At 74.6% G+C, this 21,652-nt stretch carries 18 protein-coding genes; 7 read left to right on the top strand and 11 right to left on the bottom strand.

Features of this window, described 5'->3' with window-relative positions; translation table 11 throughout:
- Window position 1 precedes the first annotated feature (1 nt).
- A complete protein-coding gene (locus ACFYNX_RS10215; RefSeq protein WP_125667377.1) occupies window positions 2–730 on the bottom strand; it encodes a ZIP family metal transporter in 729 nt (242 codons plus the stop codon).
- A gap of 75 nt (window positions 731–805) precedes the next feature.
- Between ACFYNX_RS10215 and cobC the strand changes: the two genes are divergently transcribed.
- Window positions 806–2,374, top strand: a complete 1,569-nt coding sequence (gene cobC / locus ACFYNX_RS10210) for an Rv2231c family pyridoxal phosphate-dependent protein CobC (RefSeq protein ID WP_388659807.1) — start codon at window positions 806–808, stop codon at window positions 2,372–2,374.
- Between the two features lie 280 nt (window positions 2,375–2,654).
- Here cobC and ACFYNX_RS10205 read toward each other — a convergent pair whose 3' ends face one another.
- From ACFYNX_RS10205 to ACFYNX_RS10195, 3 genes are all read right to left on the bottom strand, one after another.
- Window positions 2,655–3,641 (bottom strand): SCO1860 family LAETG-anchored protein, encoded by a 987-nt coding sequence (locus ACFYNX_RS10205; protein ID WP_388659621.1) that lies wholly within the window; start codon window positions 3,639–3,641, stop codon window positions 2,655–2,657.
- 319 nt (window positions 3,642–3,960) lie between these two features.
- Window positions 3,961–4,680 carry a siderophore-interacting protein gene (locus ACFYNX_RS10200; protein ID WP_388659618.1) on the bottom strand — a complete coding sequence of 240 codons (720 nt, stop codon included), beginning with the start codon at window positions 4,678–4,680 and terminating at the stop codon, window positions 3,961–3,963.
- A 136-nt stretch (window positions 4,681–4,816) separates the two neighbouring features.
- Complete coding sequence (locus ACFYNX_RS10195) at window positions 4,817–5,902, bottom strand: amidohydrolase family protein (protein WP_388659616.1); 1,086 nt, start codon at window positions 5,900–5,902, stop codon at window positions 4,817–4,819.
- An 86-nt stretch (window positions 5,903–5,988) separates the two neighbouring features.
- On the opposite strand from ACFYNX_RS10195, the gene ACFYNX_RS10190 reads away from it, so the two are divergent.
- Complete coding sequence (locus tag ACFYNX_RS10190) at window positions 5,989–7,089, top strand: pyridoxal-phosphate-dependent aminotransferase family protein (protein WP_388659805.1); 1,101 nt, start codon at window positions 5,989–5,991, stop codon at window positions 7,087–7,089.
- A 161-nt stretch (window positions 7,090–7,250) separates the two neighbouring features.
- On the opposite strand, the gene ACFYNX_RS10185 is transcribed toward ACFYNX_RS10190, so the two are convergent.
- Entirely contained in the window at window positions 7,251–8,318 is a 1,068-nt protein-coding gene (locus tag ACFYNX_RS10185) for an alkene reductase (protein WP_388659613.1), read from the bottom strand.
- A gap of 141 nt (window positions 8,319–8,459) precedes the next feature.
- Here ACFYNX_RS10185 and ACFYNX_RS10180 point away from each other — a divergent pair, with 141 nt between their 5' ends.
- Window positions 8,460–8,969, top strand: a complete 510-nt coding sequence (locus ACFYNX_RS10180; RefSeq protein ID WP_388659610.1) for a MarR family winged helix-turn-helix transcriptional regulator — start codon at window positions 8,460–8,462, stop codon at window positions 8,967–8,969.
- 147 nt (window positions 8,970–9,116) lie between these two features.
- Here ACFYNX_RS10180 and ACFYNX_RS10175 read toward each other — a convergent pair whose 3' ends face one another.
- Complete coding sequence (locus ACFYNX_RS10175; RefSeq protein WP_388659607.1) at window positions 9,117–10,187, bottom strand: aminotransferase class V-fold PLP-dependent enzyme; 1,071 nt, start codon at window positions 10,185–10,187, stop codon at window positions 9,117–9,119.
- A gap of 156 nt (window positions 10,188–10,343) precedes the next feature.
- The gene (locus ACFYNX_RS10170) at window positions 10,344–11,054 is read right to left on the bottom strand and encodes a DsbA family oxidoreductase (protein ID WP_388659605.1); all 711 of its coding nucleotides are present in this window, start codon (window positions 11,052–11,054) and stop codon (window positions 10,344–10,346) included.
- A gap of 334 nt (window positions 11,055–11,388) precedes the next feature.
- Here ACFYNX_RS10170 and ACFYNX_RS10165 point away from each other — a divergent pair, with 334 nt between their 5' ends.
- Window positions 11,389–11,958 carry an SMI1/KNR4 family protein gene (locus ACFYNX_RS10165; RefSeq protein WP_388659602.1) on the top strand — a complete coding sequence of 190 codons (570 nt, stop codon included), beginning with the start codon at window positions 11,389–11,391 and terminating at the stop codon, window positions 11,956–11,958.
- 751 nt (window positions 11,959–12,709) lie between these two features.
- Here ACFYNX_RS10165 and ACFYNX_RS10160 read toward each other — a convergent pair.
- Both ACFYNX_RS10160 and ACFYNX_RS10155 read right to left on the bottom strand, forming a co-directional pair.
- Window positions 12,710–13,102 carry a hypothetical protein gene (locus ACFYNX_RS10160; protein ID WP_388659599.1) on the bottom strand — a complete coding sequence of 131 codons (393 nt, stop codon included), beginning with the start codon at window positions 13,100–13,102 and terminating at the stop codon, window positions 12,710–12,712.
- On the bottom strand, window positions 13,099–14,088 hold the full coding sequence (locus tag ACFYNX_RS10155; RefSeq protein WP_388659596.1) for a GlxA family transcriptional regulator: 990 nt from the start codon (window positions 14,086–14,088) through the stop codon (window positions 13,099–13,101). Before ACFYNX_RS10155 ends, ACFYNX_RS10160 begins: the two co-directional genes overlap by 4 nt.
- A 70-nt stretch (window positions 14,089–14,158) precedes the next feature.
- Here ACFYNX_RS10155 and ACFYNX_RS10150 point away from each other — a divergent pair, with 70 nt between their 5' ends.
- The gene (locus tag ACFYNX_RS10150) at window positions 14,159–15,589 is read left to right on the top strand and encodes an MFS transporter (RefSeq protein WP_388659593.1); all 1,431 of its coding nucleotides are present in this window, start codon (window positions 14,159–14,161) and stop codon (window positions 15,587–15,589) included.
- Between the two features lie 165 nt (window positions 15,590–15,754).
- Entirely contained in the window at window positions 15,755–17,962 is a 2,208-nt protein-coding gene (gene helR, locus ACFYNX_RS10145) for an RNA polymerase recycling motor ATPase HelR (protein ID WP_388659590.1), read from the top strand.
- Between the two features lie 52 nt (window positions 17,963–18,014).
- Here the strand turns inward: helR and ACFYNX_RS10140 are convergent, their stop codons facing one another.
- Entirely contained in the window at window positions 18,015–19,514 is a 1,500-nt protein-coding gene (locus ACFYNX_RS10140) for an aldehyde dehydrogenase (NADP(+)) (RefSeq protein ID WP_388659587.1), read from the bottom strand.
- A 150-nt stretch (window positions 19,515–19,664) separates the two neighbouring features.
- Here ACFYNX_RS10140 and ACFYNX_RS10135 point away from each other — a divergent pair, with 150 nt between their 5' ends.
- Window positions 19,665–20,435 (top strand): IclR family transcriptional regulator, encoded by a 771-nt coding sequence (locus tag ACFYNX_RS10135; RefSeq protein WP_365540773.1) that lies wholly within the window; start codon window positions 19,665–19,667, stop codon window positions 20,433–20,435.
- Window positions 20,436–20,486: 51 nt separating this feature from the next.
- Here the strand turns inward: ACFYNX_RS10135 and ACFYNX_RS10130 are convergent, their stop codons facing one another.
- Window positions 20,487–21,575 (bottom strand): hypothetical protein, encoded by a 1,089-nt coding sequence (locus ACFYNX_RS10130; protein ID WP_388659583.1) that lies wholly within the window; start codon window positions 21,573–21,575, stop codon window positions 20,487–20,489.
- Between the last annotated feature and the right edge of the window lie 77 nt (window positions 21,576–21,652).

Raw genomic sequence — 21,652 nt, 5'->3', positions numbered from 1 at the left:
GTCAGCCGTTGGAGGCCCCCACCACGAGCCAGATGAAGCCGACGCCCGCCGCCGTGCACAGCAGGGTGGAGCGGGCGGGGTGGTCGTGGTGGGCCTCCGGCAGGATCTCGGCGGCGGCGAGGTAGAGCAGGGCGCCGCCGAAGAAGCCGAGATAGCCGCCGAGAAGTTCCTCCGGAAGGGTGAACAGCAGGGTGGAGGCGGCGCCGAGGACCGGGGCGACGGCGTCCGCGACGAGCATCGCGAGGGCCTTGCGGCGCGCGTTCCCGTAGAGGCTCGTGATCGTGTACGTGTTGAAGCCGTCGGCGAAGTCGTGGGTGATGACGGCGAGGGCGACGGTGGCGCCCATGCCGCCGCCGACCTGGAAGGCGGCGCCGAGCGCGACGCCGTCCATGAGGCTGTGGCCGACCATCGCGGCGGCGGCCGTGAGGCCGACCTGGGGGACCCTCTCGTCGGCCGCGACCCCGTGCGCCGCTTGACGCACGGCGAGCAGGCGCTCGACGACGTGGGCGAAGAGGAAGCCGCCGACGAAGAGCAGCAGGGCCTCCGGGACGCCGAAGACCTCGTGCCCGGCGGCCTCCAGGGCCTCGGGCAGGAGGTCGAGTCCGACGACGCCGAGCATGAGCCCGCCGGCGAGTCCGAGGACGAGGTGACGCCGGTCGGTGACGCGCCCGGCGACCCATCCTCCGAAGAGCGTCATGAGGAACGCGCCGAGCGCGACGACCACAGCCATGGGGTCTTGCTACCGGATCGGGAGGCGTCCGCGCACCTCGGTGTGGGCGCGCGGCCGGGCGTCCCGGCGGACGAGGTGCTGGCCCTCGTGGACGCGGTCCTGCGGGAGGCGGGGCTGCCCCGTACGGCCGTCCGGTCGCTGGCCACGCTCGACGCGCGGGCGGCGGAGCCGGGGATCGCCGGGGCCGCGGCGGTGCTGGGCGTGCCCGTGCGGGGTTTCGCGGCCGAGGAGTTGGCGGCCGTGTCCGTACCGCACCCGTCGGCCCTGCCGCTGGCGGCGACGGGCACGGCCTCGGTGGCGGAGGCGGGGGCGTTGCTGGCGGCGACCGCGGCCCCGGACACGGAGGCGGGTACCGGGTCGGCCCCGGGCGGGGGCGGGGCGGAGGCGTCCGTGGCGCGTGCGCGGGTCGTGCTGCTCGTGCCGAAGCGGAAAACCCGGCGCACAACGTGCGCTCTCGCCGCTTCCGTCCCGGTTCGGTCGCACGAAGGCGCCCCGGGCGTACGGTTGTTGCCCCCGTCACACGGGTACATCGCTGGCGAGCCTGGCTCACCCCCCACCATCCCCACCCCCCACACGACGGCGGCCATGGACATGCACACGCATACCGACGCCCACGACCTTCGCCACCACGGTGACGCCGAGGTCAGGGACGAGAAGCTCATCGACCTGGCGGTCAACGTCCGGTCGGACACCCCTCCGGACTGGCTCCGCAGACGCATCGCCGACTCCCTGACCGGTCTCGCCGCCTACCCCGACGGCCGGGCCGCGCGGGCCGCGGTCGCCGAGCGGCACGACCTGCCCCCGAGCCGGGTGCTGCTCACGGCCGGCGCGGCGGAGGCCTTCGTACTGCTCGCGCGGGCGCTGCCGGCGCGGCGGCCGGTGGTGGTGCACCCGCAGTTCACCGAGCCGGAGGCGGCGCTGCGCGACGCCGGGCACGAGGTGGAGCGGGTGCTGCTGCGCGAGGAGGACGGCTTCCGCCTCGATCCGGCGGCGGTCCCGGAGGAAGCGGACCTGGTGGTGGTCGGGAACCCCACGAACCCGACCTCCGTGCTGCACCCCGCCGCCTCGATCGCCGCGCTCGCCCGGCCGGGGCGGACCCTGGTGGTGGACGAGGCCTTCATGGACGCGGTGCCGGGCGAGCGGGAGTCCCTCGCCGGGCGGACGGACGTGCCGGGGCTCGTGGTGCTGCGGAGCCTCACCAAGACCTGGGGCCTGGCCGGGCTGCGGATCGGGTACGTGCTCGCCGCGCCCGGGACGATCGCGGACCTCGAGCGGGCGCAGCCGCTGTGGCCGGTGTCGACGCCCGCCCTGGTGGCGGCGGAGGCCTGCATGTCGCGGGCGGCGCTCGCGGAGGCCGAGCACGCGGCGCACCGGATCGGGATGGAGCGGGCCCATCTGCTCGCGGGACTCGCGGAGTTCGACGAGGTGCGGACGGTGGCGGGGGCCGAGGGCCCGTTCGTGCTCGTCCGGATCGACGGGGCGGACGCGGTGCGGGAGCGGTTGCGGTCGCTGGGCTTCGCGGCCCGCCGGGGCGACACGTTCCCGGGGCTCGACCGGAACTGGCTGCGGCTCGCGGTCCGGGACCGGGCGACGACGAACCGCTTCCTCCAGGCCCTGGACCAGGCGCTGTTGATGGGCGGCTGAGACGGGGCGCCCGCTTCGGACGGGCTGTCACGGACGGGCTGTCACGGACGGACGTCTACGGACGGACGTCCACGGACGGACGTCTACGGACGACGTCTACGGACGACGTCTACGGACAGGCCTCCACGAACGGGCTTCCACGAACGGGCTTCCACGGGCCGGGGCCCGGCCGGGGTTTCCCGGTAACGGGCCGGGGCCCGGGGAGGGCGGTGTCGTCACCACCGCCCTCCCCGGGCCCCGGCGTTCTCCTTCCCCCCCCCGGCGCCTCCCCCTCGGGCCGTCAGCCGCGCGAACGCGCGCGCGAACGGGTCAGCGCGAGCGCGCCGCCGCCCGCCACGACGAGGGCGAGCGCCCCGCCCGCGATGTACGGGGTGGTGGAGCTGCCACCGGTCTCGGCGAGGTTCTGGGTCGGGGTGCTGCCGCCATTGTCGGTGGTGATGCCGCCGCCGTCGCTCGGCTCGGCGGAGGGCTCCCGGGTCGGCTGCTCCGAGGGCCGCTCGGTCGGCTTCCCGGTCGGCTTCTCCGTGGGCTTCCCGGTCGGCTCCGTGCCCTCGGGCGTCTCGCAGGTCGCCTCGGCGAGGGTCACGGTGCCGTCGACCTCGGCGACGCCCAGCTCCAGCGGGTTGACCTTCACCTTGAGTTCGAGGGCGGTCGCCGCGGCGGTGCGGGAGGTCGTGGAGGTGCGGGAGAGGTCCAGGGTGACCTCGCCGACGCCCGGCACGGTGACCTGGGTCCGGCCGCCCGCGGACAGGGTGGTCTTCTTGCCGAGGACGGTCACGTGGCCGAGGACGTTGGACTCGGCCACCGGCTTCTTCCCCACCTCGCACAGCGCCCTGGAGGTGACCTTCTCGACCTCGACGAGGGAGAGCAGCGGCAGGCCGGGGACGTGCACGCGCGCCTTGACGAGGTTGACGTGCCCCTCGGCCTTCTCCTCGTCCACGGTGGCCTCGGAGGTGGCGACGTCGGCCTTGAGGATGTCGACCGGCTCGCCGTTCTCGGCCCCCTGCACCTTCACGGAGAGCGCGGTCTCGTTCTCGCTCTCCGGCGCCCGGACCTCGTTGAGGGAGGCGCGGACCGGCACGTTCACCGTCTTGCCGAGGAGGGAGACGTCGAGGCCGGTCCGCAGGACGACGGCGGTGGCGCGCCCTTCGCCGCCCGTGGCGTGCGCCGCGGGGGCCGCGAGGAGCACCGGGCCGACGGCCAGGGCGGCGACGGTGGCGGCGGCCGCGGAACGGCGTACGGGCATGCGGAAGGTGTTGCTGTTCAAGGTGGTGGAACCCCCACAGGAGACATGGCGTCGCCGGCCGCTCACCACGGGGACGGTGGTTCGGCGCGGTCCCGGCGACCTGGGACACCGGAATCTTTACGCACGGAGAGTGAACCGGCAGTCACCTGGAGCCAGTTCACCCCAAAGGGGGGTTTCCGCGTTCATTTTCGATTCTTTTCGCCACAACCGTTCCCACCCGTCCCGCGTCTTTCGCACGAAGCGCCGGACGGGGGCCCGGAAGGAAACGGCGAGCGCGAGGTGGGCGGGGGTGAGAACGACCGGTCCCGGGTCGGGGTAACGGGCCGTCAACCCGGCGCGTTCAACTGTCGCGCCAGTACCCGAGGGCGTGGACGCGCTCCTTGGGCAGCCCGAGCTCCTTGCGCGCGTATCCGCCGAGGGCGCGGGTGGTCGAGGTGTCGCAGGCGATCCAGACGTACGAGGCGGGGTCGGCGAGCGCGGGCAGCTCGGCCTTCACGCGGGCGACCAGTGCGGCACCGCCCTTCTCGCGCGGCACCCGGCGCAGGTCGTGCCGCTCGGGGTCGACGCGGAACGGCAGTGCGTCGTCGGAGGCGCGCTGCGTCTCGAACCAGACGGTGGCCGGGAGGCCGGGGAAGGCGTCGAGCAGGGAGTTGATCGCGGGCAGGGAGGCCGTGTCGCCGACCACGAGCAGCCGGCCGGGCAGCGGGTCGGGGACCTCGAAGCCGGTGCCCTGGAGGGTGGCCTCCACGGTGTCGCCGACGGAGCAGTCCCGTGCCCAGCGGCTCGCGACCCCGTCGTGGAGGGCGAACTCCAGACCGAAGGTGCCGGCCGCCGCGTCCGGGTCGACGAGGGTGTAGGCGCGCTGGTGCGGCTTGCCGCCGTCGTCGAACCAGACGCGGACCCACATCGTCGGGTGGACCCCGGCGGCGGCGAGGAGCCCGCCGTCCGTGAAGCGCACCCGGCGGTAGTCGTCGGTGACCCGCTCGACCCCCGTCACGGTGAACGTGAAGTCCTTGCCCCGCATCAGCTTGAGGACGGCGCCCTGCCAGCCGTGACCCACCGTGATCCCCCCTCGGTTACCGTGGATTAATTTAGGTCAGCCTAACCTAAGTCTCTCGGGGGTGTCCCGTGTCCGCGGCCCGTAGGCCACGATCCGTCCGTAGGCCACGATCCGTCCGTAGGCCACGATCCGTCCGTCAGCCCACGATCCGCCCGTTGACGACGATTCGCCGCGGCGCCGCCAGGACGCGGACGTCCGCGCGCGGGTCCTCGCCGTAGACGACGAGGTCGGCGGGGGCGCCCTCCTCCAGGGCGGGACGGCCCAGCCAGGCCCTGGCCCCCCAGGTGGTGGCCGAGAGGGCGTCGATCGGCGGGATGCCGGCCCGGGTCAGCTCCTCGACCTCCTCCGCGACCAGGCCGTGGGCGAGGGAGCCGCCCGCGTCGGTGCCGACGAAGACCGGGACGCCCGCGTCGAAGGCCGCGCGGACCGTGTCGTACCGCCGCTCGTGCAGCCGTCGCATGTGGGCCGACCAGCGGGGGAACTTCTCCTGGCCGCCGTCCGCGAGGTGCGGGAAGGTCGCGATGTTGACCAGGGTCGGGACGATGGCGACGCCCCGCTCGGCGAAGAGCGGGATGGTGTCCTCGGTGAGCCCGGTGGCGTGCTCGATACAGTCGATGCCCGCCTCGACGAGGTCGCGGAGGGAGTCCTCGGCGAAGCAGTGGGCGGTGACCCGGGCGCCGAGCCGGTGCGCCTCCGCGATGGCCGCCCCGACCTCGGGGCGCGGCCAGCAGGCGGTGAGGTCGCCGGCCTCGCGGTCGATCCAGTCGCCGACGAGCTTGACCCAGCCGTCGCCCCGGCGGGCCTCCCGGCCGACGTACGCGACGAGGTCGGCGGGCTCGATCTCGTGGGCGTAGTTGCGGATGTAGCGGCGGGTGCGGGCGATGTGCCGGCCCGCGCGGATGATCTTCGGAAGGTCCTCGCGGTCGTCGATCCAGCGGGTGTCGGAGGGCGAACCGGCGTCCCTGATGAGCAGGGTCCCGGCGTCCCGGTCGGTGAGGGCCTGCTTCTCGGCGGTGTCCACGTCGACGGGCCCGTGCCGGTCGAGGCCGACGTGGCAGTGCGCGTCGACCAGGCCGGGCAGGACCCAGCCCGTCACCGCCAGGGCCTCCCCCGGGGGCCGCTCGAAGGTGATCCGCCCGTCCACGCACCAGAGTTCGTCCCGTACGTCCTCCGGGCCGACGAGCACCCGCCCCCGCACGTGCAACACCTCGTGATCGCTCATGCCTGCACTGTACGAGGGCCCGCGGGAGGGGTGGGCGTACGCTGGCCACGCCCGTACCGCCGACCCGAGAAGGCACCACCGTGACCGTGACGCACCCGCTCCTGGACCTGGCCCCGCTGACCGCCGCGCACTTCGCGTCGATCGAGCGGCGGGTGGCCGCGCTGCTCTCCACGGAGCAGGACGTGGTGATCACCCAGGGCGAGGCCCTGCTGCCGCTCGAAGGGTGCATCCGGAGCGGGGCGCGGGCCGGTTCGACCGCGCTGAACGTGGTCACCGGCCCGTACGGGCAGACCTTCGGGAACTGGCTGCGGGACTGCGGCGCGACCGTGGTCGACCTGGAGGTGCCCTTCCACGCGGCGGTGACGGCGGAGCAGGTGGAGCGGGCGCTCGCCGAGCACCCGGAGATCGACTTCGTGTCCCTGGTGCACGCGGAGGCGGCGACGGGCAACACCAACCCGGTCGCGGAGATCGGCGAGGTCGTCCGGACCCACGGCGCGCTGTTCTACCTGGACGCGGTGGCGTCGATCGGCGCGGAGCCGGTGCTGCCGGACGCGTGGGGCGTGGACATGTGCATCATCGGCGCGCAGAAGGCGATGGGCGGCCCCGCGGGCGTGTCCGCGGTGTCGGTGAGCGCGCGGGCCTGGGAGCGGTTCGCCGCCAACCCGGCCGCACCGCGCCGCTCGTACCTCTCGCTCCTGGACTGGAAGGAGCGCTGGATCGACGGCGGCCGCAAGACGCTGCTGCACGCCCCGGCGCAGTTGGAGATGCTGGCCCTGGAGGCCTGTGTGGAGCGGATCGAGGCGGAGGGCCTGGACGCGCTGATGGCGCGGCACGCCTCGGCGGCGGCCGCGACCCGCGCGGGCGCGCTCGCGCTGGGCGGCGGCCTGGAGCCGTACGTGTACGAGGCGAAGGACGCGGCCCCGGTGGCGACGACGCTGCGCACGCCGGAGGGCGTGAACGCCGCCGAGCTGGTGGCGAAGGCGCTCGCGGCCGATCCGTCGCTGCCGCTGATCGCAGGCGGCGGGGCGCTGTCCGGGGAGATGATCCGGGTCAACCACTACGGGGTGGACGCGACCCCGGGCGCCGTCCAGTCCTCGCTCGCGGCGCTCGGCGCGGCGCTCGGCGAGACGGGCCGCGCGGTGGACCTGGAGGGCGCGCGCCGGGCGGTGACGGAGGCCTGGCGGTAGCCCGTACGGGCTTCCGGTACGGCGGGGTGGTCCGTACGGGATCCCGTACGGGCTCCGGTACGGCGAGGTGGTCCGTGGGATCCCGTACGGGCTCCGGTACGGCGGGAGGGGCGGGGTTCCGGTGCCGGGACCCCGCCCCTCCCACGTACGCCCGGGGGGAGTTACAGCGCCGGGTAGTCCGTATAGCCGCGGTGGTCGCCGCCGAAGAAGGTGGCGGGGTCCGGGGTGTTGTAGGGGCCGCCGGCCTTCAGGCGGGCGGGCAGGTCGGGGTTGGCGATGAAGAGCGCGCCGTAGGCGACGAGGTCGGTGGTGCCGTCCTCGATCAGGGCGAGGGCGTCGGGGCCGGTCGGGCCCTCGGTGGCCGGGTTGAGGACGAAGGTGCCGGAGAACGCCTTGCGCAGGGCGAGGGTCAGCTCGCGGACCTCGGGCGTGGCCTCGGTGACGTGCAGGTACGCGATGCCGACCGGGTCGATCGCGGCGACGAGGGCCGGGTAGATCGCGTCGGTGTCGGTCTCGGCGATGTCGTTGTAGGTGTTGGCCGGGGAGATGCGCAGGCCGGTGCGCTCGGGGCCGATCTCGGCGGCGACGGCCTTGACGACCTCGACGGCGAAGCGGATGCGGTTCTCGACCGGGCCGCCCCACTCGTCGGTGCGGTGGTTGGAGCCGGTGGCGAGGAACTGCTGGATCAGGTAGCCGTTGGCGCCGTGGATCTCGACGCCGTCGAAGCCGGCCTCGACGGCGTTGCGGGCGGCGGTGGCGAAGCCGGCGATCGTCTCCGCTATCTCGTCGGCGGTGAGCTCGCGCGGGGCGAGGAAGTCGATGAGGCCGGTGCCGGCGAAGAGCTGACCGGCCGGGGCGACGGCGGAGGGGCCGACGGGGTGGAGGCCGCCGCCGAGGACCTGGGGGTGGCTGATCCGGCCGGCGTGCATGAGCTGGGCGAAGATCCGGCCGCCCTTCGCGTGGACGGCGTCGGTGACCTCGCGCCAGGCGGCGATCTGCTCGGCGGTGTGCAGGCCGGGGGTGTCGGGGTAGCCCTGGCCGATGGCGGTGGGCTGGACGCCTTCGGTGATGATGAGGCCGGTGGAGGCGCGCTGGGCGTAGTACTCCGCGACGAGCGCGGTGGGGGTGCGGCTCTCGCCCTCGGCCCGGCTGCGGGTCATGGGGGCCATGGCGATGCGGTTGGCGAGCCGGGTGCCGGCGAGGTCGATCGGGTCGAAGGCGGTGGTCATGGCGGTCCCTTCCCACAAAGTGTGTGGTCGACCAAGTATCGGACTTATGTGGTCGGCCAAGTATCTGGTCCGGACGCCACTGTAACCCATTCCTTGGCCGACCAAGGTAATCTTTGGGTGATGACGTCCCGAGGAGCTCCCGTGTCCGGAACCGACCCCGTCTGTACCGAGCCGCCGCTCGCCGCCACGCGCTGCGGGCCCGTCAACCACGCCCTGGCGCGGGTCGCGCGGATGCACCGGATCGCCATGGGGCGGCGGCTGCGGGAGCTCGGGCTCTACCCGGGCCAGGAGCTGATGATGATGCGGCTGTGGGACTGCGGGCCGGTCCGGCAGTCGGAGCTGATCCAGTCCCTGGGCCTGGACCCGTCGACGGTCACGAAGATGCTCCAGCGGCTCGAACAGTCCGGGCACGTGCGGCGCGGCCCGGACCCGGCGGACCGGCGCGCGGTCCTGGTCGAGGCGACGGAGAAGGGCCAGGCGCTGCGCGCGGGCGTCGAGGACGCCTGGCGGGACCTGGAGGCGTGCTCGCTCGACGGGCTCTCCACGACCGACGGGGCGGAGCTGTCCCGGCTGCTCGGCCTCGTCGCGGAGAACCTGCGCGGGGAGACGGAGGGGGCGGTCGACTGCGCGCCGGGGGCGGGGGCCTGCTGAGGCGGGCGGGCCTGCTGAGCCGGGCGGGCCCGGGAGACGGGCGGGCCCGGGCGCGGGCCTGCTGAAACGGGCGGGCCCGGGCGCCGGGCCCCTGACGCAGGGCCCTGGGTCCCACCCCCTCCACCCCTCACCGCCGCGCCCCCCGCGTCAGCCGCCCAGGACGTCCAGGGCGCGGTCCACGTCCGCCGTCGTGTTGTACAGGTGGAAGGAGGCCCGCAGGTTGCCCGCGCGGGCCGAGAGCAGGACGCCGGCCCGCTCCAGGGCGTCCGCGCGGTCCCCGAGGCCCGGGACGGCGACGACCGTCGAGTCGTCCTCGACCGGCGCGTGCCCGAGGGAGCGGAGCCCGGCGCGGAAGCGGGCCGCGAGCCCCTTGTTGTGGACCTCGATCCGCTCGATGCCGACCTCTTCGAGGAGGGCGAGCGAACGGGCCGCCCCGTGGTACGAGAGGAAGGCCATCGGCTCGTCGAACCGGCGCGCGGAGCGGGCGAGTTCGCGGACCGGGCCGTAGCTGTTGGCCCACCGGTCCTCGCCGGTGACCCAGTTGGCGTGGATGGCCAGGAGCGAGTCCTGCGCCTCCTCGGTGACGGTGAGGAAGGACGCGCCGCGCGGACAGAGCAGGTACTTGTAGCCGCCGGCGACCGTGTAGTCCCACTCCCCCGCCCGCAGCGGCAGCCAGCCGGCCGCCTGGGTGGCGTCCAGGAGGGTGCGGGCGCCGTGGACGGCCGCGGCCTCCCGCACCGCCGCGAGGTCGGCCGTCCGGCCGTCCGCCGACTGCACGGCGGAGAGGGCGACGAGCGCGGTCTCCGGTCGTACGGCCCCGGCGAGCCGCTCCAGGGGCGCGAAGCGGACCTTGAGGTCGCCGCGGATCGTGAAGGGGGTGATGACGGAGGAGAAGTCGCCCTCGGGGAAGAGGACCTCGGACCCGGCGGGCAGCGACTGGGCGATCATCCCGCAGTGCACGGCGACCGAGCTGCCGACGGCGACGCGCTCGGGGGCGGTCCCGACGAGCCGGGCGAAGGTCGCCCGGGCCTCGTCGACGATCTCGAAGCTCCCGGACCCGCCGGGGCGCCCGTCGGCGGTCTCCTGGGCGAGGAGGGTGACGGCCTCGACGGTCCGGCGGGGCATGAGCCCGCAGGTGGAGGTGTTGAGATAGGTCTTCTTGGGCGCGAACTCGGCGCCGCCGAGGGGCCGGTCGAGAGGCTGGTCGAGGGAATCCATGACCCCCACCCTGGATTCCCGACGATCACCCGTCAATCGCGCCCCCACCTGGGGGACCTTCCAAGCACGGCTTATCGCCGCAGGTCAACAGGGGTACGGGGCCCGGCCCGGAGTCGGCGGACGCCGAAATCCGAGCCGGGGAACGGGGGGGCCGACTCAGGCCCCGGGGACCTCACAGCCGTCCGGGCCGCAGGCGTCGGCGTCCGCGCCGGTGCCGAGCGGCTGGAGGGCGCGGCCCTGCCAGGCCTGTTCGAGGGCCTGGGTGAAGACCTCGGCGGGCTGGCCGCCGGAGACGCCGTAGCGGCGGTCGAGGACGAAGAACGGCACGCCGTTGGCGCCGAGTTCGGCGGCCTCGCGCTCGTCCTGGCGTACGTCGTCGGCGTAGGCGGCCTCGTCGGCTAGGACGGCCCGGACCTCGGTCTCGTCGAGGCCGGCCTCCACGCCGAGCGCCACCAGGGTGTCGGCGTCGAAGACGGAGCGCTCCTCGGCGAAGTTGGCCCGGTAGGCCAGGTCCAGGAGCTCGCCCTGCCGGCCGCGCGCCTTGGCGAGGTGGAGCAGCCGGTGGATGTCGAAGGTGTTGCCGTGGTCGCGGCCCTCGGTGCGGTAGCCGAGCCCCTCGGATTGCGCGTTGGAGGCGACGTGCGCCTCCATGGCCCGGGCCTCGTCGAGGGTGCGGCCGTACTTCTTCGCCAGCATCTCCAGGACGGGGGCCGTGTCGCCCTTGGCACGACCGGGGTCGAGCTCGAAGGACCGGTGCACCACCTCGACGTCGTCCCGGTGCGCGAAGGCCGCGAGCCCCTTCTCGAAGCGCGCCTTTCCTATGTAGCACCAGGGGCAGGCGATGTCGCTCCAGATCTCGACGCGCATGGGTTTCTCTCCGAGGGGGTGACGGGGGTGAAGACGGGGTGTTCCGCAAGGGGAACGCTCCCACCTGCCCGTTTCATTCCCTGTACCGGAGCGGTGTGAGGCGGGTCGTCGCCGCAGCCGTCCTCGCCCTGGGGCGTCAGCTCCGAGAAGGCTCACCGAGGGGCCGGCCCTGCGCTTCGGGGCGGAAGACGAGCGCGGGGAGGGGAAGATGATCGCGGGGAGGGAGGGAACGTGTGCTCGAAGTACCATCCCCGCAAGGTTCTCCGGTCGGTACTTCCCCTCTCCGCAGAGGCGTAGTCGGACGGGGACATCTCTGTGGGGAGGACAGAGGGCGATGAGTGTGGCTGAGAGCTGGTCGCGTGTGATGGGTCTTCTTCAGCAGCACGCACCGGCCGATCACGCGGATCTGCCGGGGCCCGCTACGGAGGAGATGCTCGCGGCGGCCGAGGAACGGATGGGGATCTCCCTGCACGGGGACCTGCGGACGTGGCTGTCGCGGAACAGTCTGGATCTGCCGGAGGAAGACGTCGACGACGAAGTGGCATGCTGCGGCTTCGACGGGTTCCCCGACGAGGGAAGCTTCTTCCTGGGCATCCGGGCGATGGAGAGGCTCTACGCGAACCGCTCCGTGTCCGGTGGATTCGACCCTCCGGACCGGCCGGACGATCCGTTCTGGCGCAACGAGTGGATCCCGTTCCTGTCGGACCAGGACGGCTGGACGGGAAAGTTCGTCGACGTGCGGGACGGGCGCGTCGGCAGATGGTTTGTGGGTGACCCCACGGTTACGGGCGAGTACGAGTCGATGGCCCGGTACTTCGACTCCGTGGCGGAGACGCTGACGAGGATCGCCGATGGGAACTCCCCGGTCTGCCGGTTCACCGAAGGCCGACTTGCCTGGTCGTGAGAAGGGCGTTCGCCTCGACCGTCCGGACGGCGCGGAGGCGATGCGCACGGAGGAGGGCGTCAACTCCGCAGTGGCCGGAGTGAGTCCCTCCACAGGATTCCGGTGGGGGGACGCACCCCCGATAGCCTGTCCGGCATGTCGGAGACCACGCAGAAGCCCGCGGTCCGGTGCGTCAAGTGTTCCGGGACGGGAGTCGTCCTTTCCAAGGCGGCGGACACGACCACGAGACTGCCCCGTTGGCGGTACCGGTGTCTCGAATGCGCGGTTGCCTGGTGGGTTGACGAGCATGAGCACTGGCAGGAGTACCCGCCCGGAAGGTAGGAACGTGTTCGTTCCCGCACGCGAGCCGATTCAGCGGCTCGTGAAGCCGTGCAACCGCCCGTATCGCGGCAGCGCTTCCTCCTACCACGACGGAAGGACCGGCGTCCGCACGGATGGTCGGGGCACGTGGTGAGCGAGCAGCGGAGGCTCACCCCCGACGAGACCTTCGCGGCGCTCTACAGGCTCGCCCTGGACGTCGCGGAGGAACGCGGAGCGCGGATCGCGGAGGGTGCGCGCGGGTCGGGTGCGTATGCCTTCATGGCGGAAGCCCGGAGGCTGTGTCCCGATGTGCCGATCATCTGGGACGGAGGGCCGGACCCTTCCTGACCTTCTGAACGGCCCCGTCCACGCGTCTCCCCCGTGATGTGTGGGCGGGACCTCCTCCTTCCCCGACCTAGCCCAACCACGAGGGCAGTCGCGCCGTGTTCCTTCAGGAAGCCCGGATCGCCCGGTCGATCTCCGCGCCGGTGCGGGCCACGACGACGGGCCACTCGTCCCTGAGGGCGGCGGGCAGGAGGTCGTGGTCCTCGTCCCGCCGGATCACGGTCGGTCCGCCCGGGACGATGAGCACGGCGTCCAGCCGGCGCAGCAGGGCGGCCAGGAGGTCCATGATGCCGCCGCCTCCGAAGCGGTTGAAGGTGATGTTGTCCGGGCTGGAGAAGTACACGCCCGCCTCCTCGTTCTCCGCCGTACGCACCTGCAGGAAGTTCTCCCCGAGGTCCCGTGCCACCACGTAGGGGGCGAGGACCTCGCGCGCGGCGCTCATGTCCAGGGGCGCCGACTCGCCGTTCTGGAACCGGCACACGAAGATGTCGAAACTCATGCTGCCGCTCCCCCCGCCCCGCTCCGCGTCAGACGGCTGAACGTGGCGCGGTAGGCGCTCGGGGTGAGGCCGGTGCGGCGCAGGAGGTGGCCGCGCAGGGAGTCCGCCGTGCCGAGGCCGCAGGCGCGGGCCAGCGCGTCCATGGGGAGGGTGGTGGTCTCCAGGAGTTCCTTCGCCCGTTCGACGCGCTGGTGGAGCAGCCACTGGAGCGGGCTGACCCCGGTCTCGGCGTGGAAGCGGCGCGAGAGGGTGCGGACGGAGACCCCCGCGTGCCGGGCGAGGTCGGTGAGGCCGAGCGGCTCGTCGAGGTGTTCCATCGCCCACGCGCGCGTGTCGGCGAAGGAGACCCCGCGCTCGGGCGGCAGCGGGGTCTGGGTGAACTGGGCCTGGCCGCCGGGCCGTACGGGCGCGACGAGGGCGAGCCGCGCGACCGTGTTGGCGACGGCGGCGCCGTGGTCGGTGCGGATGACGTGCAGGCAGAGGTCGATGCCCGCCGCGTATCCGGAGGAGGTGAGGACGGGACCGTCCTGGACGTAGAGGACGTCGTCCTGGAGGTCGACGGCCGGGTGCCGGGCGGCGAGCAGCGGCCGGTACGCCCAGTACGTCGTGGCCGCACGGCCGTCGAGCAGCCCGGCCTCGGCGAGCGCGAAGGCGCCGGTGCAGATGGAGGCGATCCGCTTGCCCGCGCCGGCGGCGCCGCGCAGCGCGTCGAGGATGCGCGGATCGGGATCGGTGTACGAGCCGCTGCCCGCGAGGATCACCGTGTCGGCGCCGACCACCGCGTCCAGCCCGCGCGGGACCGTCAGGTCGAGGCCGCCGGTGGTGGTGACGGGCCCGGGGTCGGGGGCGCAGATGACCGTCTCGTACCCCGGTCCGCCGTCGATCTCGACCTTGCCGAACAGCATCTCCGGAATGGCGAGGTTGAACATCGAGACGGGCGGGGCGGCGATCACGGCGACGCGGCGGACGCGGGACGCGGTCGGCATGGCCAGAACCTCCGGTCGTATGGCATTCGGGCCACTACTGTACGGGTCCGCAGGTCACGAAGCTGGGTCCATGCCCTCAACGGTTCGCAGCGAAGCCCCTGTTGTTCCCGAAGCCCCTGTTGTTCCCGAGACCCCTGCCGGGCCCGAAACCCCTGCCGGGCCCGGGACCCCGCCTGCCCCCAAGACCCCTTCCTCCCCCCGTCCGGCCCTCGCCGCCGCCATGCTCGGTTTCGCCCTCATCACCCTCGACACCTCGGTCGTCAACGTCGCCCTGCCCGCCGTCGGCGCCGACCTGCGGACCGGCATGACCGGCCTCCAGTGGGTGGTCGACTCGTACACGCTGGCCCTCGCCGCGCTGCTGCTGTCCAGCGGGGCGCTCGCGGACCGGATCGGGGCGAGCCGGGCGTACGGCGCCGGGGTCGTCGTCTTCACGCTCGCCTCGGCCGCCTGCGGTCTCGCCCCCGGCCTCCCGGCGCTGCTCGCGGCCCGGGCGGTGCAGGGCGCGGCGGCGGCCGTGATGCTGCCGGCCTCCCTCGCGCTCGTACGGGAGGCGTACGGGGATCCGGGGCGGCGGGCCCGCGCGGTGTCGCTGTGGGCGGCGGGCGGGACGGCCGCGGTGGCGCTCGGCCCGGTCGCGGGCGGGGCGCTGACGACGGCCTGGAGCTGGCGCGGCGTCTTCTTCGTCAACCTGCCGCTCGGCCTCGCCGCGCTCGTCCTGCTCGCCCGGGTGGCACGCTCGGCCCGCCGGCCCGCGCCGCTGGACCTGCCGGGGCAGGTGACGGCGGCGGCAACGCTCGGGGCGCTGACCTTCGCCGCCATCGAGGGCGGTACGGAGGGGTGGTGGGCGCTGGGGGTCGCGGTGGCCGCCTTCGCCGCGTTCCTGGCGGTCGAGGCCCGGCGGCGCGATCCGGTGGTGCCGCTCGGGCTCTTCCGGGACACGACGGTGGCGGTGACGGTGGCGGCGGGCGCGGCGAACAGCGTGGCCTTCTACGGCACGGTCTTCGTGTTCGCCCTCTTCTTCCAGCAGGTCCTCGGGCTCTCGGCGCTCGGCGCGGGGCTGATGTTCCTGCCGATGACGGGGCTGCTCGCCGGGGTGAACGTGCTGTCGGCGAAGGTGGCGGCGCGGTACGGGGCGCGGCTGCCGATCGTCGTGGGCCAGGTGGTCGGGGTGGCCGGACTCCTCGGGCTGCTCGCCGTGGACGCGGGGACCCCGCTGCCGGTGCAGGCCCTGCTCCTGGTGCCGCTGGCGCTCGGGGCGGGCTTCTCGCTGCCGCCGCTGACCGCCGCGATGATGGAGGCCGTTCCGGCGGAGCGGGCGGGGACGGCGGCGGGGCTCCTGAACGCGGTCCGGCAGACGGCGGGCGCACTGGCGATCGCGGTCTTCGGTTCGCTGGCGGGCCGGTCCGTGGAGTCGGCGCTGGGCACGAGCCTGCTGATCAGTGCCGGATTCCTGGGGCTCACGGCGCTGGCCTCGCTGCGGCTGCCGCGCCGCCGGGCCTGAAGCCGGATCGGAGGGGGTGGCGCGTACGGGAGCGGACCCTCCTCTCGCCACTCTCAAGGTATAGCGCACAGGGGGGCTTGCGGCAAGGCCCCCTCCGTACCGCAGAATCGCCGACCTGACCGAAGAAGACCCAGGTCGGACACTGCGAAACGGGAGACCCACCACGTGCCCAGCTCTTCCCCCGCCCCCCTCGGCCCCACCGCCGCGACCCGTGCGTTCGACCTTCCCGAGCGGCTCTCCGCCAAGGCCGACCCGGCGCTGATCGCCGCCGACGAGCGGCACTTCGCCGCCGTGGCGGAGAGCCTGGGGCGGTCCGTCGCCGAACTGTCCGGGCGGCTCGACGCCCTGCGGAAGGCGCCCGGCGGCATCGGGCGCGAGGCGATGGAGCGGGACGCCGAGATCCACCGGCTGACCGCACGCCTGCGGACCCTGCGCCGCTTCGGCCTCGACCTGTGCCTCGGCCGGATGGTCGGGGCGGACGCGGCGGACGGGGCGGATGCGGTGGACGGCACCGGGCCGGTGTACGTCGGGCGGCTCGGGCTCACCGACGGCGCCGGGCGCCGGCTCCTCGTCGACTGGCGCTCCCCGGCGGCCGAGCCGTTCTTCGCGGCGACCCACGCCGACCCGATGGGGCTCGTCAGCCGGCGCCGGTACCGCTGGACCGGCGGCCGGATCACCGACTACTGGGACGAGGTGTTCACCGCCGAGGGCCTCGAAGGGCACGCGGCGCTCGACGACCAGTCGGCGTTCGTCGCGAGCCTGGGCGGCGAGCGCTCGCCCCGGATGCGCGACGTCCTCGGCACCATCCAGGCCGACCAGAACGCCGTCGTCCGGGCGGGTTCCAAGGGCGCGCTCGTCGTCGACGGCGGCCCGGGTACGGGGAAGACGGTCGTCGCCCTGCACCGCTCCGCGTACCTCCTCCACGCGGACCCGCGCCTCGGGCGGCGCGGGGGCGGCGTGCTGTTCGTCGGGCCGCACCGGCCCTATCTGGACTACGTCTCCGACGTCCTGCCCGGCCTCGGCGAGGACGGGGTGCGGACCTGCGTCCTGCGGGACCTCGTCGCCGAGGGGGCGGAGGCGGCGGCCGAGACCGACCCGGAGGCGGCCGCCCTGAAGTCCTCGGTGGACATGGTGGAGGCGGTCGAGGCGGCCGTCCGGTTCTACGAGACGCCCCCGGACGGGGGGACGACGGTCACGACCCCGTGGGACGAGGTCCGGCTGACCGCCCGCGACTGGGCGCGGGCGTTCGAGGCGCCGGAGCCGGGGACCCCGCACAACGAGGCGCGCGAGCAGATCTGGGAGGAACTGGCCGAGATCCTGCGGGAGAAGCACGCCGAGGAGGTCCCGGAGGAGGAGTTCCGGGCGTCGCTGCGCCGGGACCGGGAGCTGACGGCCGCCCTGCACGGTGCGTGGCCGCTGATCGAGGCGGCCGACCTCGTCGGGGACCTGTGGACGGTCCCCGCCTATCTGCGCCTGTGCGCGCCCCGGCTCGGCCCGGAGGAGGTGCGGAGGCTGGGGCGTGCGGACGCGCGCGCGTGGACGGTGTCCGACCTGCCGCTCCTGGACGCGGCCCGCCGGCGGCTGGGCGACCCGGAGGCGTCGCGGCGCGAGCGCCGGCGCGAGGCCGCCGTCGCGGCCGAGCGCGCCCGCCGGGCCGAGGTCACCGCGAGCCTGCTGGAGAACATGGTGATCGACGAGAGCGAGGGCGCCATGGGGATGCTGCGCGGGCGGGACCTCCAGGAGAGCCTGATCGACGAGGGCGCGCTGCCCGCCGCCGAACCCGACCTGCTCGCCGGTCCGTTCGCGCACGTCGTCGTGGACGAGGCGCAGGAGCTGACCGACGCGGAGTGGCGGATGCTGCTCGCGCGCTGCCCGTCGCGGAGCTTCACGATCGCCGGGGACCGCGCCCAGGCCCGGCACGGCTTCACGGAGTCGTGGCGGGAGCGCCTGGAGCAGGTCGGGCTCGACCGGATCGAGGTGGCCTCCCTGAGCATCAACTACCGGACGCCGGAGGAGATCATGACGGAGGCGGAGCCGGTCGTCAGGGCCGCGCTCCCCGACGCCAACGTGCCGGTGTCCGTCCGCAGGACCGGGATCCCCGTCGCGTACGGGTCGGTCGGGGACCGGGACGCGGTCCTGGACGCCTGGCTCGCGGAGCACGCGGAGGGGACCGCCTGCGTCATCGGCGACCCCGCGTTCCGCGAGCGGCCCCGCGTCCGCTCCCTGACCCCGTCGCTCGCGAAGGGCCTGGAGTTCGACCTGGTCGTCCTGGTCGACCCGGAGGCGTTCGGCGGGGGCGTCGCGGGGGCGGTGGACCGGTACGTCGCGATGACGCGGGCGACGCGGCGGCTCGTGGTCCTGGGGAGCGCCTGAGAGCGGACGCCCCGGACGCTCCGGGGCCCTGGCGTCCCGGCCGCCCCGGGGTTCAGCGCCTCGGCAGCCCCAGCGGGTTGCCGTCGCGGAGTTCCGGCGGGAGGAGGTGGTCGGGGGTCGACTGGTAGGTGACCGGGCGGAGCCAGCGTTCGATCGCGGTCGCGCCGACCGAGGTGGAGGTGGAGGTGGTGGCCGGGTAGGGGCCGCCGTGGTGCTGGGCGGCGGCGACGGCGACGCCGGTGGGCCAGTCGTTGACGAGGACACGGCCGGCCAGCGGGGTGAGGGCGGCGAGCAGCGGGGCCGCGTCGGGGTCCTCGGCCGCCCCGGTGGTGTGCAGGGTGGCCGTGAGGTTGCCCGGGAGCAGGCCGAGGACGGCGGTGGCCTCCTCGCGGGTGGTGTAGCGGGCGACGACGGTGACCGGGCCGAAGCACTCCTCCAGGAGGAGGTGGTGGCCGCCCGCGAGGAGCCGTTCGGCGTCGACGGCGAGGACGCCGGCGCCGACGGCGTGCGCGCCGGCCGCGCCCGGGGTGACGGGGGCGCCGACCCCGGGGAGCGCGGCGCGCTCGGCGACCCCGGCGACGAAGGCGTCCCGCATCCGGTGGTCGAGCATGACGGACGGTCCGGTGTCGCCGACGCCGGCGGTGAGGGCGCCGAGGAAGCGGTCGCCCGCCTCGCCCCGGGGGGCCAGGACGAAGCCGGGCTTGGTGCAGAACTGGCCCGCGCCCAGGGTCATGGAGCCGGCGAGCCCGGCGCCGATCGCGGCGGCCCGCTCCCCGGCGGCCGCGGGGGTGATCACGACCGGGTTGAGGGATCCGAGTTCGCCGTGGAAGGGGATCGGCACGGGCCGGGCGGCGGCCGCGTCGAAGAGCGCCCGGCCGCCGCGCACGGAGCCGGTGAAGCCGGCCGCCGCGACGAGCGGGTGGCGTACGAGCGCGACGCCCGCGTCGAAGCCGTGGACGAGGACGACGACGTCCTCGGGGAGGCCGGCCTTGACGGCGGCCCGGCGCAGGAGGGAGGCGCAGAGTTCGGAGGTGGCCGGGTGGCCGGGGTGGCCCTTGACCACCACGGGGCAGCCGGCCGCGAGGGCGCTGGCGGTGTCGCCGCCGGGGACGGAGAAGGCCAGCGGGAAGTTGCTCGCGGCGTAGACGGCGACGACGCCGAGCGGGACCTTCCAGCGGCGCAGGTCGGGCCGGGGCGGGACGGCCCCGGGGTCGGGCAGGTCGATCCGGACGTCGAGGAAGGAGCCCTCCTCGACGACGTCGGCGAAGGACCTCAACTGGGCCGTGGTGCGGGCGAGTTCACCGGTGAGCCGGACGGGCCCGAGGGCCGTCTCGGCGTCGGCCGCCGCCACGACGTGGTCGCGGGACTCGTCGAGGAGGTCGGCGGCGGTACGGAGGAGGGCGGCCCGTGCGGTCCGGTCGGCGAGGGCCCCGAGGGTGCCGTGCGCGGCCCGGACGGCCCGGTCGACCTCCTCCGCCGTGGCCTCCACCGCGACCCGCTCGCGCGGCTTCCCCGTCCGGGGGTCCACGCTCCACACTGGTTCCGCCGCCACCGCCACGCCCCTGTTCGCTAATCTGACCGCAGTTCCCGCAGATGAACACGGATCCGGTGGACTCTATTGACGGCCCTGCCGTCTCCACAAGGGGTCCCGTCCGGCCGGGGGCGACCGGGAGGGGCGGGCGACGGAAGAGGGGCGAGGACCATGGCGGGTGCCGACGCGGGCGGGGCGCAGGTGAAGTCCGCAGTGCGGACCGTGGAGCTCCTCGAGTACTTCGCCGGGCGCCCCGGGACGCATTCACTGGCCACCGTGCAGGAGGCCGTCGGTTACCCCAAGTCCAGTCTGTACATGCTGCTTCGCACCCTGGTGGAGCTGGGCTGGGTGGAGACGGACGCGACCGGCACCCGGTACGGCATCGGGGTGCGGGCGCTGCTCGTCGGCACCGCGTACGTCGACGGCGACGAGGTGGTGGCCGCCTCCCGGACCGTCCTGGACCGGCTCGCGGACGAGACCACCGAGACGGTCGGCCTGGCGCGGCTCGACGGCACCGACGTGGTCTGTCTGGCGACCCGCCGGTCCCCGCACCACCTGCGGCCGTTCACCCGGGTCGGGCGGCGGCTGCCCGCGCACTCGACCGCGCTCGGCAAGGCGCTGCTCGCCACCCACGACGACGAGCAGGTGCGCAAGCTCCTCCCGGAGACCCTGCCGGCGCCGACCGCGCACACGACCACCGACCGCGAGGAGCTGATCGAGGAGCTGCGGGTCGTCCGCGAGCGGGGCTTCTCGGTGGACCGCGAGGAGAACACGCTGGGGCTGCGCTGCTTCGGCGTGGCCGTCCCCTACCGGACCCCGGCGCGGGACGCGATCAGTTGCTCGGTGCCGGTGGCGCGGCTCACCCCGGACCGCGAACGGTCGATCGAGGACGCGCTCCTCGCCGCGCGGGACCGGCTGGCCCTGATGACCCGGCGGCTCTGAGCCCGGTACGGGCCGGACCCGTACGGAAGGGGAGGGCCCCGGAAGGGGCCGCTACGACCGCGTGGCCGTCCCGCAGCCCTCCCGGCTCCGGTCCTCGCCCAGCGGCTCCGTGCGGGCGTAGGGGTCGATCGTGCGGCCGTCCGTGGCCGTGCCCGTGTCCGGCGCGCCCCCGCCGAACTGTGGCCGGAAGTAGCCGGTGGACTCGCCGCAGCCGCCGTTGGTCATGTGGAGCTTGTACGACAGGAGGGTGAAGGTCCCCTCCTCCGTGGCCGCCTTCGCCGGGTCGTCCCAGCTCACCACGGTCTCCCGCCGCGCGATCACGCGCACGACCTCGTCGCCGCCGCCGGCCGGGGCGACCGGGTAGACGTAGGTGACGTCGGCGGTCACCTCCAGGGCCCCGAGCCTCCCCTCCCGGTAGGAGAGCCGGCCCCGGGTCCTGACCTCGTCCCCGACGAGGCGGGCCTGCGCCGGGTCGAAGCGGCTGAAGAGCAGCAGCGGGTCGTGGTCCTCGCCGGGGGTGCTCAGGGCGGTCGACACGAAGGTCCTGACGTCCTCCTGGCGCGGGTTCATCAGGGCGATCGCCCGCTCCGGGCGGGCGCCCCGCAGCACCGCCGGGTCCAGGCCGGACGCGGCGAGGAAGTCACGCGTGCGCGTGAGGGCCCGCGCCACCTCCGCCTTCGTCATCCGGCCGGTGGCCTCGGCGGCGGGCACGGTGATGCCGGCCGTGCCGCTCTTCCAGCGCGCGGCCGGGGAGCCGCGGAAGGGGTCGGCGAGCGTGGCCCGTCCGCCCGGTTCGGCGGGGGGCGTCTCCTCCGGCCGGGCGGTCTCCGGCGCGAGGGGCGCCCCGGCCCGGTCCCCGTGGCCGGACCAGCCGACGACGCCTCCCGGGTCCACCGCCACGAACAGCAGGGCGAGGGCGGTCACGAAGCCCGCCACGTACCAGCCCCTCCTGCTCCGGGGGCGTACGGGCGCGGACGCGGACGCGCGCCACGGCGCGGGCGCCGCCCGCAGTCGGGCCGCCTCCTCGCGGGCGCGTGCGGACGGCTCCTTCGGCGCGTCCCCCGCGCCGTCGGCCGAGGTCCGGAGGAACTCCTCCCACACCTCGTCCGGCACCGACGAACCGTCCCGCTCTCCGCCCACGCCCGGCCCCTTCCCCGTTCCCCCGCGTTTCCGGCCCCTCCCGGGGCTCCCGCATGATCGCACGGCCGACCGCACGG

Source organism: Streptomyces sp. NPDC007872 (genome assembly GCF_042868165.1).
Taxonomy (GTDB): domain Bacteria; phylum Actinomycetota; class Actinomycetes; order Streptomycetales; family Streptomycetaceae; genus Streptomyces.
Note: the sequence above shows the minus strand (reverse complement) of the source record. Positions and strands in the feature narration are given on the sequence as shown.

What these genes read in the sequence shown, in the direction of transcription:
- ACFYNX_RS10195 (WP_388659616.1), bottom strand. Translation starts at nt 5,902, where the DNA reads ATGAGCGATCACGAGGTGTTGCACGTGCGGGGGCGGGTGCTCGTCGGC.
- ACFYNX_RS10160 (WP_388659599.1), bottom strand. Translation starts at nt 13,102, where the DNA reads ATGAGTTTCGACATCTTCGTGTGCCGGTTCCAGAACGGCGAGTCGGCG.
- ACFYNX_RS10175 (WP_388659607.1), bottom strand. Translation starts at nt 10,187, where the DNA reads ATGGATTCCCTCGACCAGCCTCTCGACCGGCCCCTCGGCGGCGCCGAG.
- ACFYNX_RS10185 (WP_388659613.1), bottom strand. Translation starts at nt 8,318, where the DNA reads ATGACCACCGCCTTCGACCCGATCGACCTCGCCGGCACCCGGCTCGCC.
- ACFYNX_RS10170 (WP_388659605.1), bottom strand. Translation starts at nt 11,054, where the DNA reads ATGCGCGTCGAGATCTGGAGCGACATCGCCTGCCCCTGGTGCTACATA.
- ACFYNX_RS10155 (WP_388659596.1), bottom strand. Translation starts at nt 14,088, where the DNA reads ATGCCGACCGCGTCCCGCGTCCGCCGCGTCGCCGTGATCGCCGCCCCG.
- ACFYNX_RS10150 (WP_388659593.1), top strand. Translation starts at nt 14,159, where the DNA reads ATGCCCTCAACGGTTCGCAGCGAAGCCCCTGTTGTTCCCGAAGCCCCT.
- ACFYNX_RS10165 (WP_388659602.1), top strand. Translation starts at nt 11,389, where the DNA reads ATGAGTGTGGCTGAGAGCTGGTCGCGTGTGATGGGTCTTCTTCAGCAG.
- ACFYNX_RS10135 (WP_365540773.1), top strand. Translation starts at nt 19,665, where the DNA reads ATGGCGGGTGCCGACGCGGGCGGGGCGCAGGTGAAGTCCGCAGTGCGG.
- ACFYNX_RS10215 (WP_125667377.1), bottom strand. Translation starts at nt 730, where the DNA reads ATGGCTGTGGTCGTCGCGCTCGGCGCGTTCCTCATGACGCTCTTCGGA.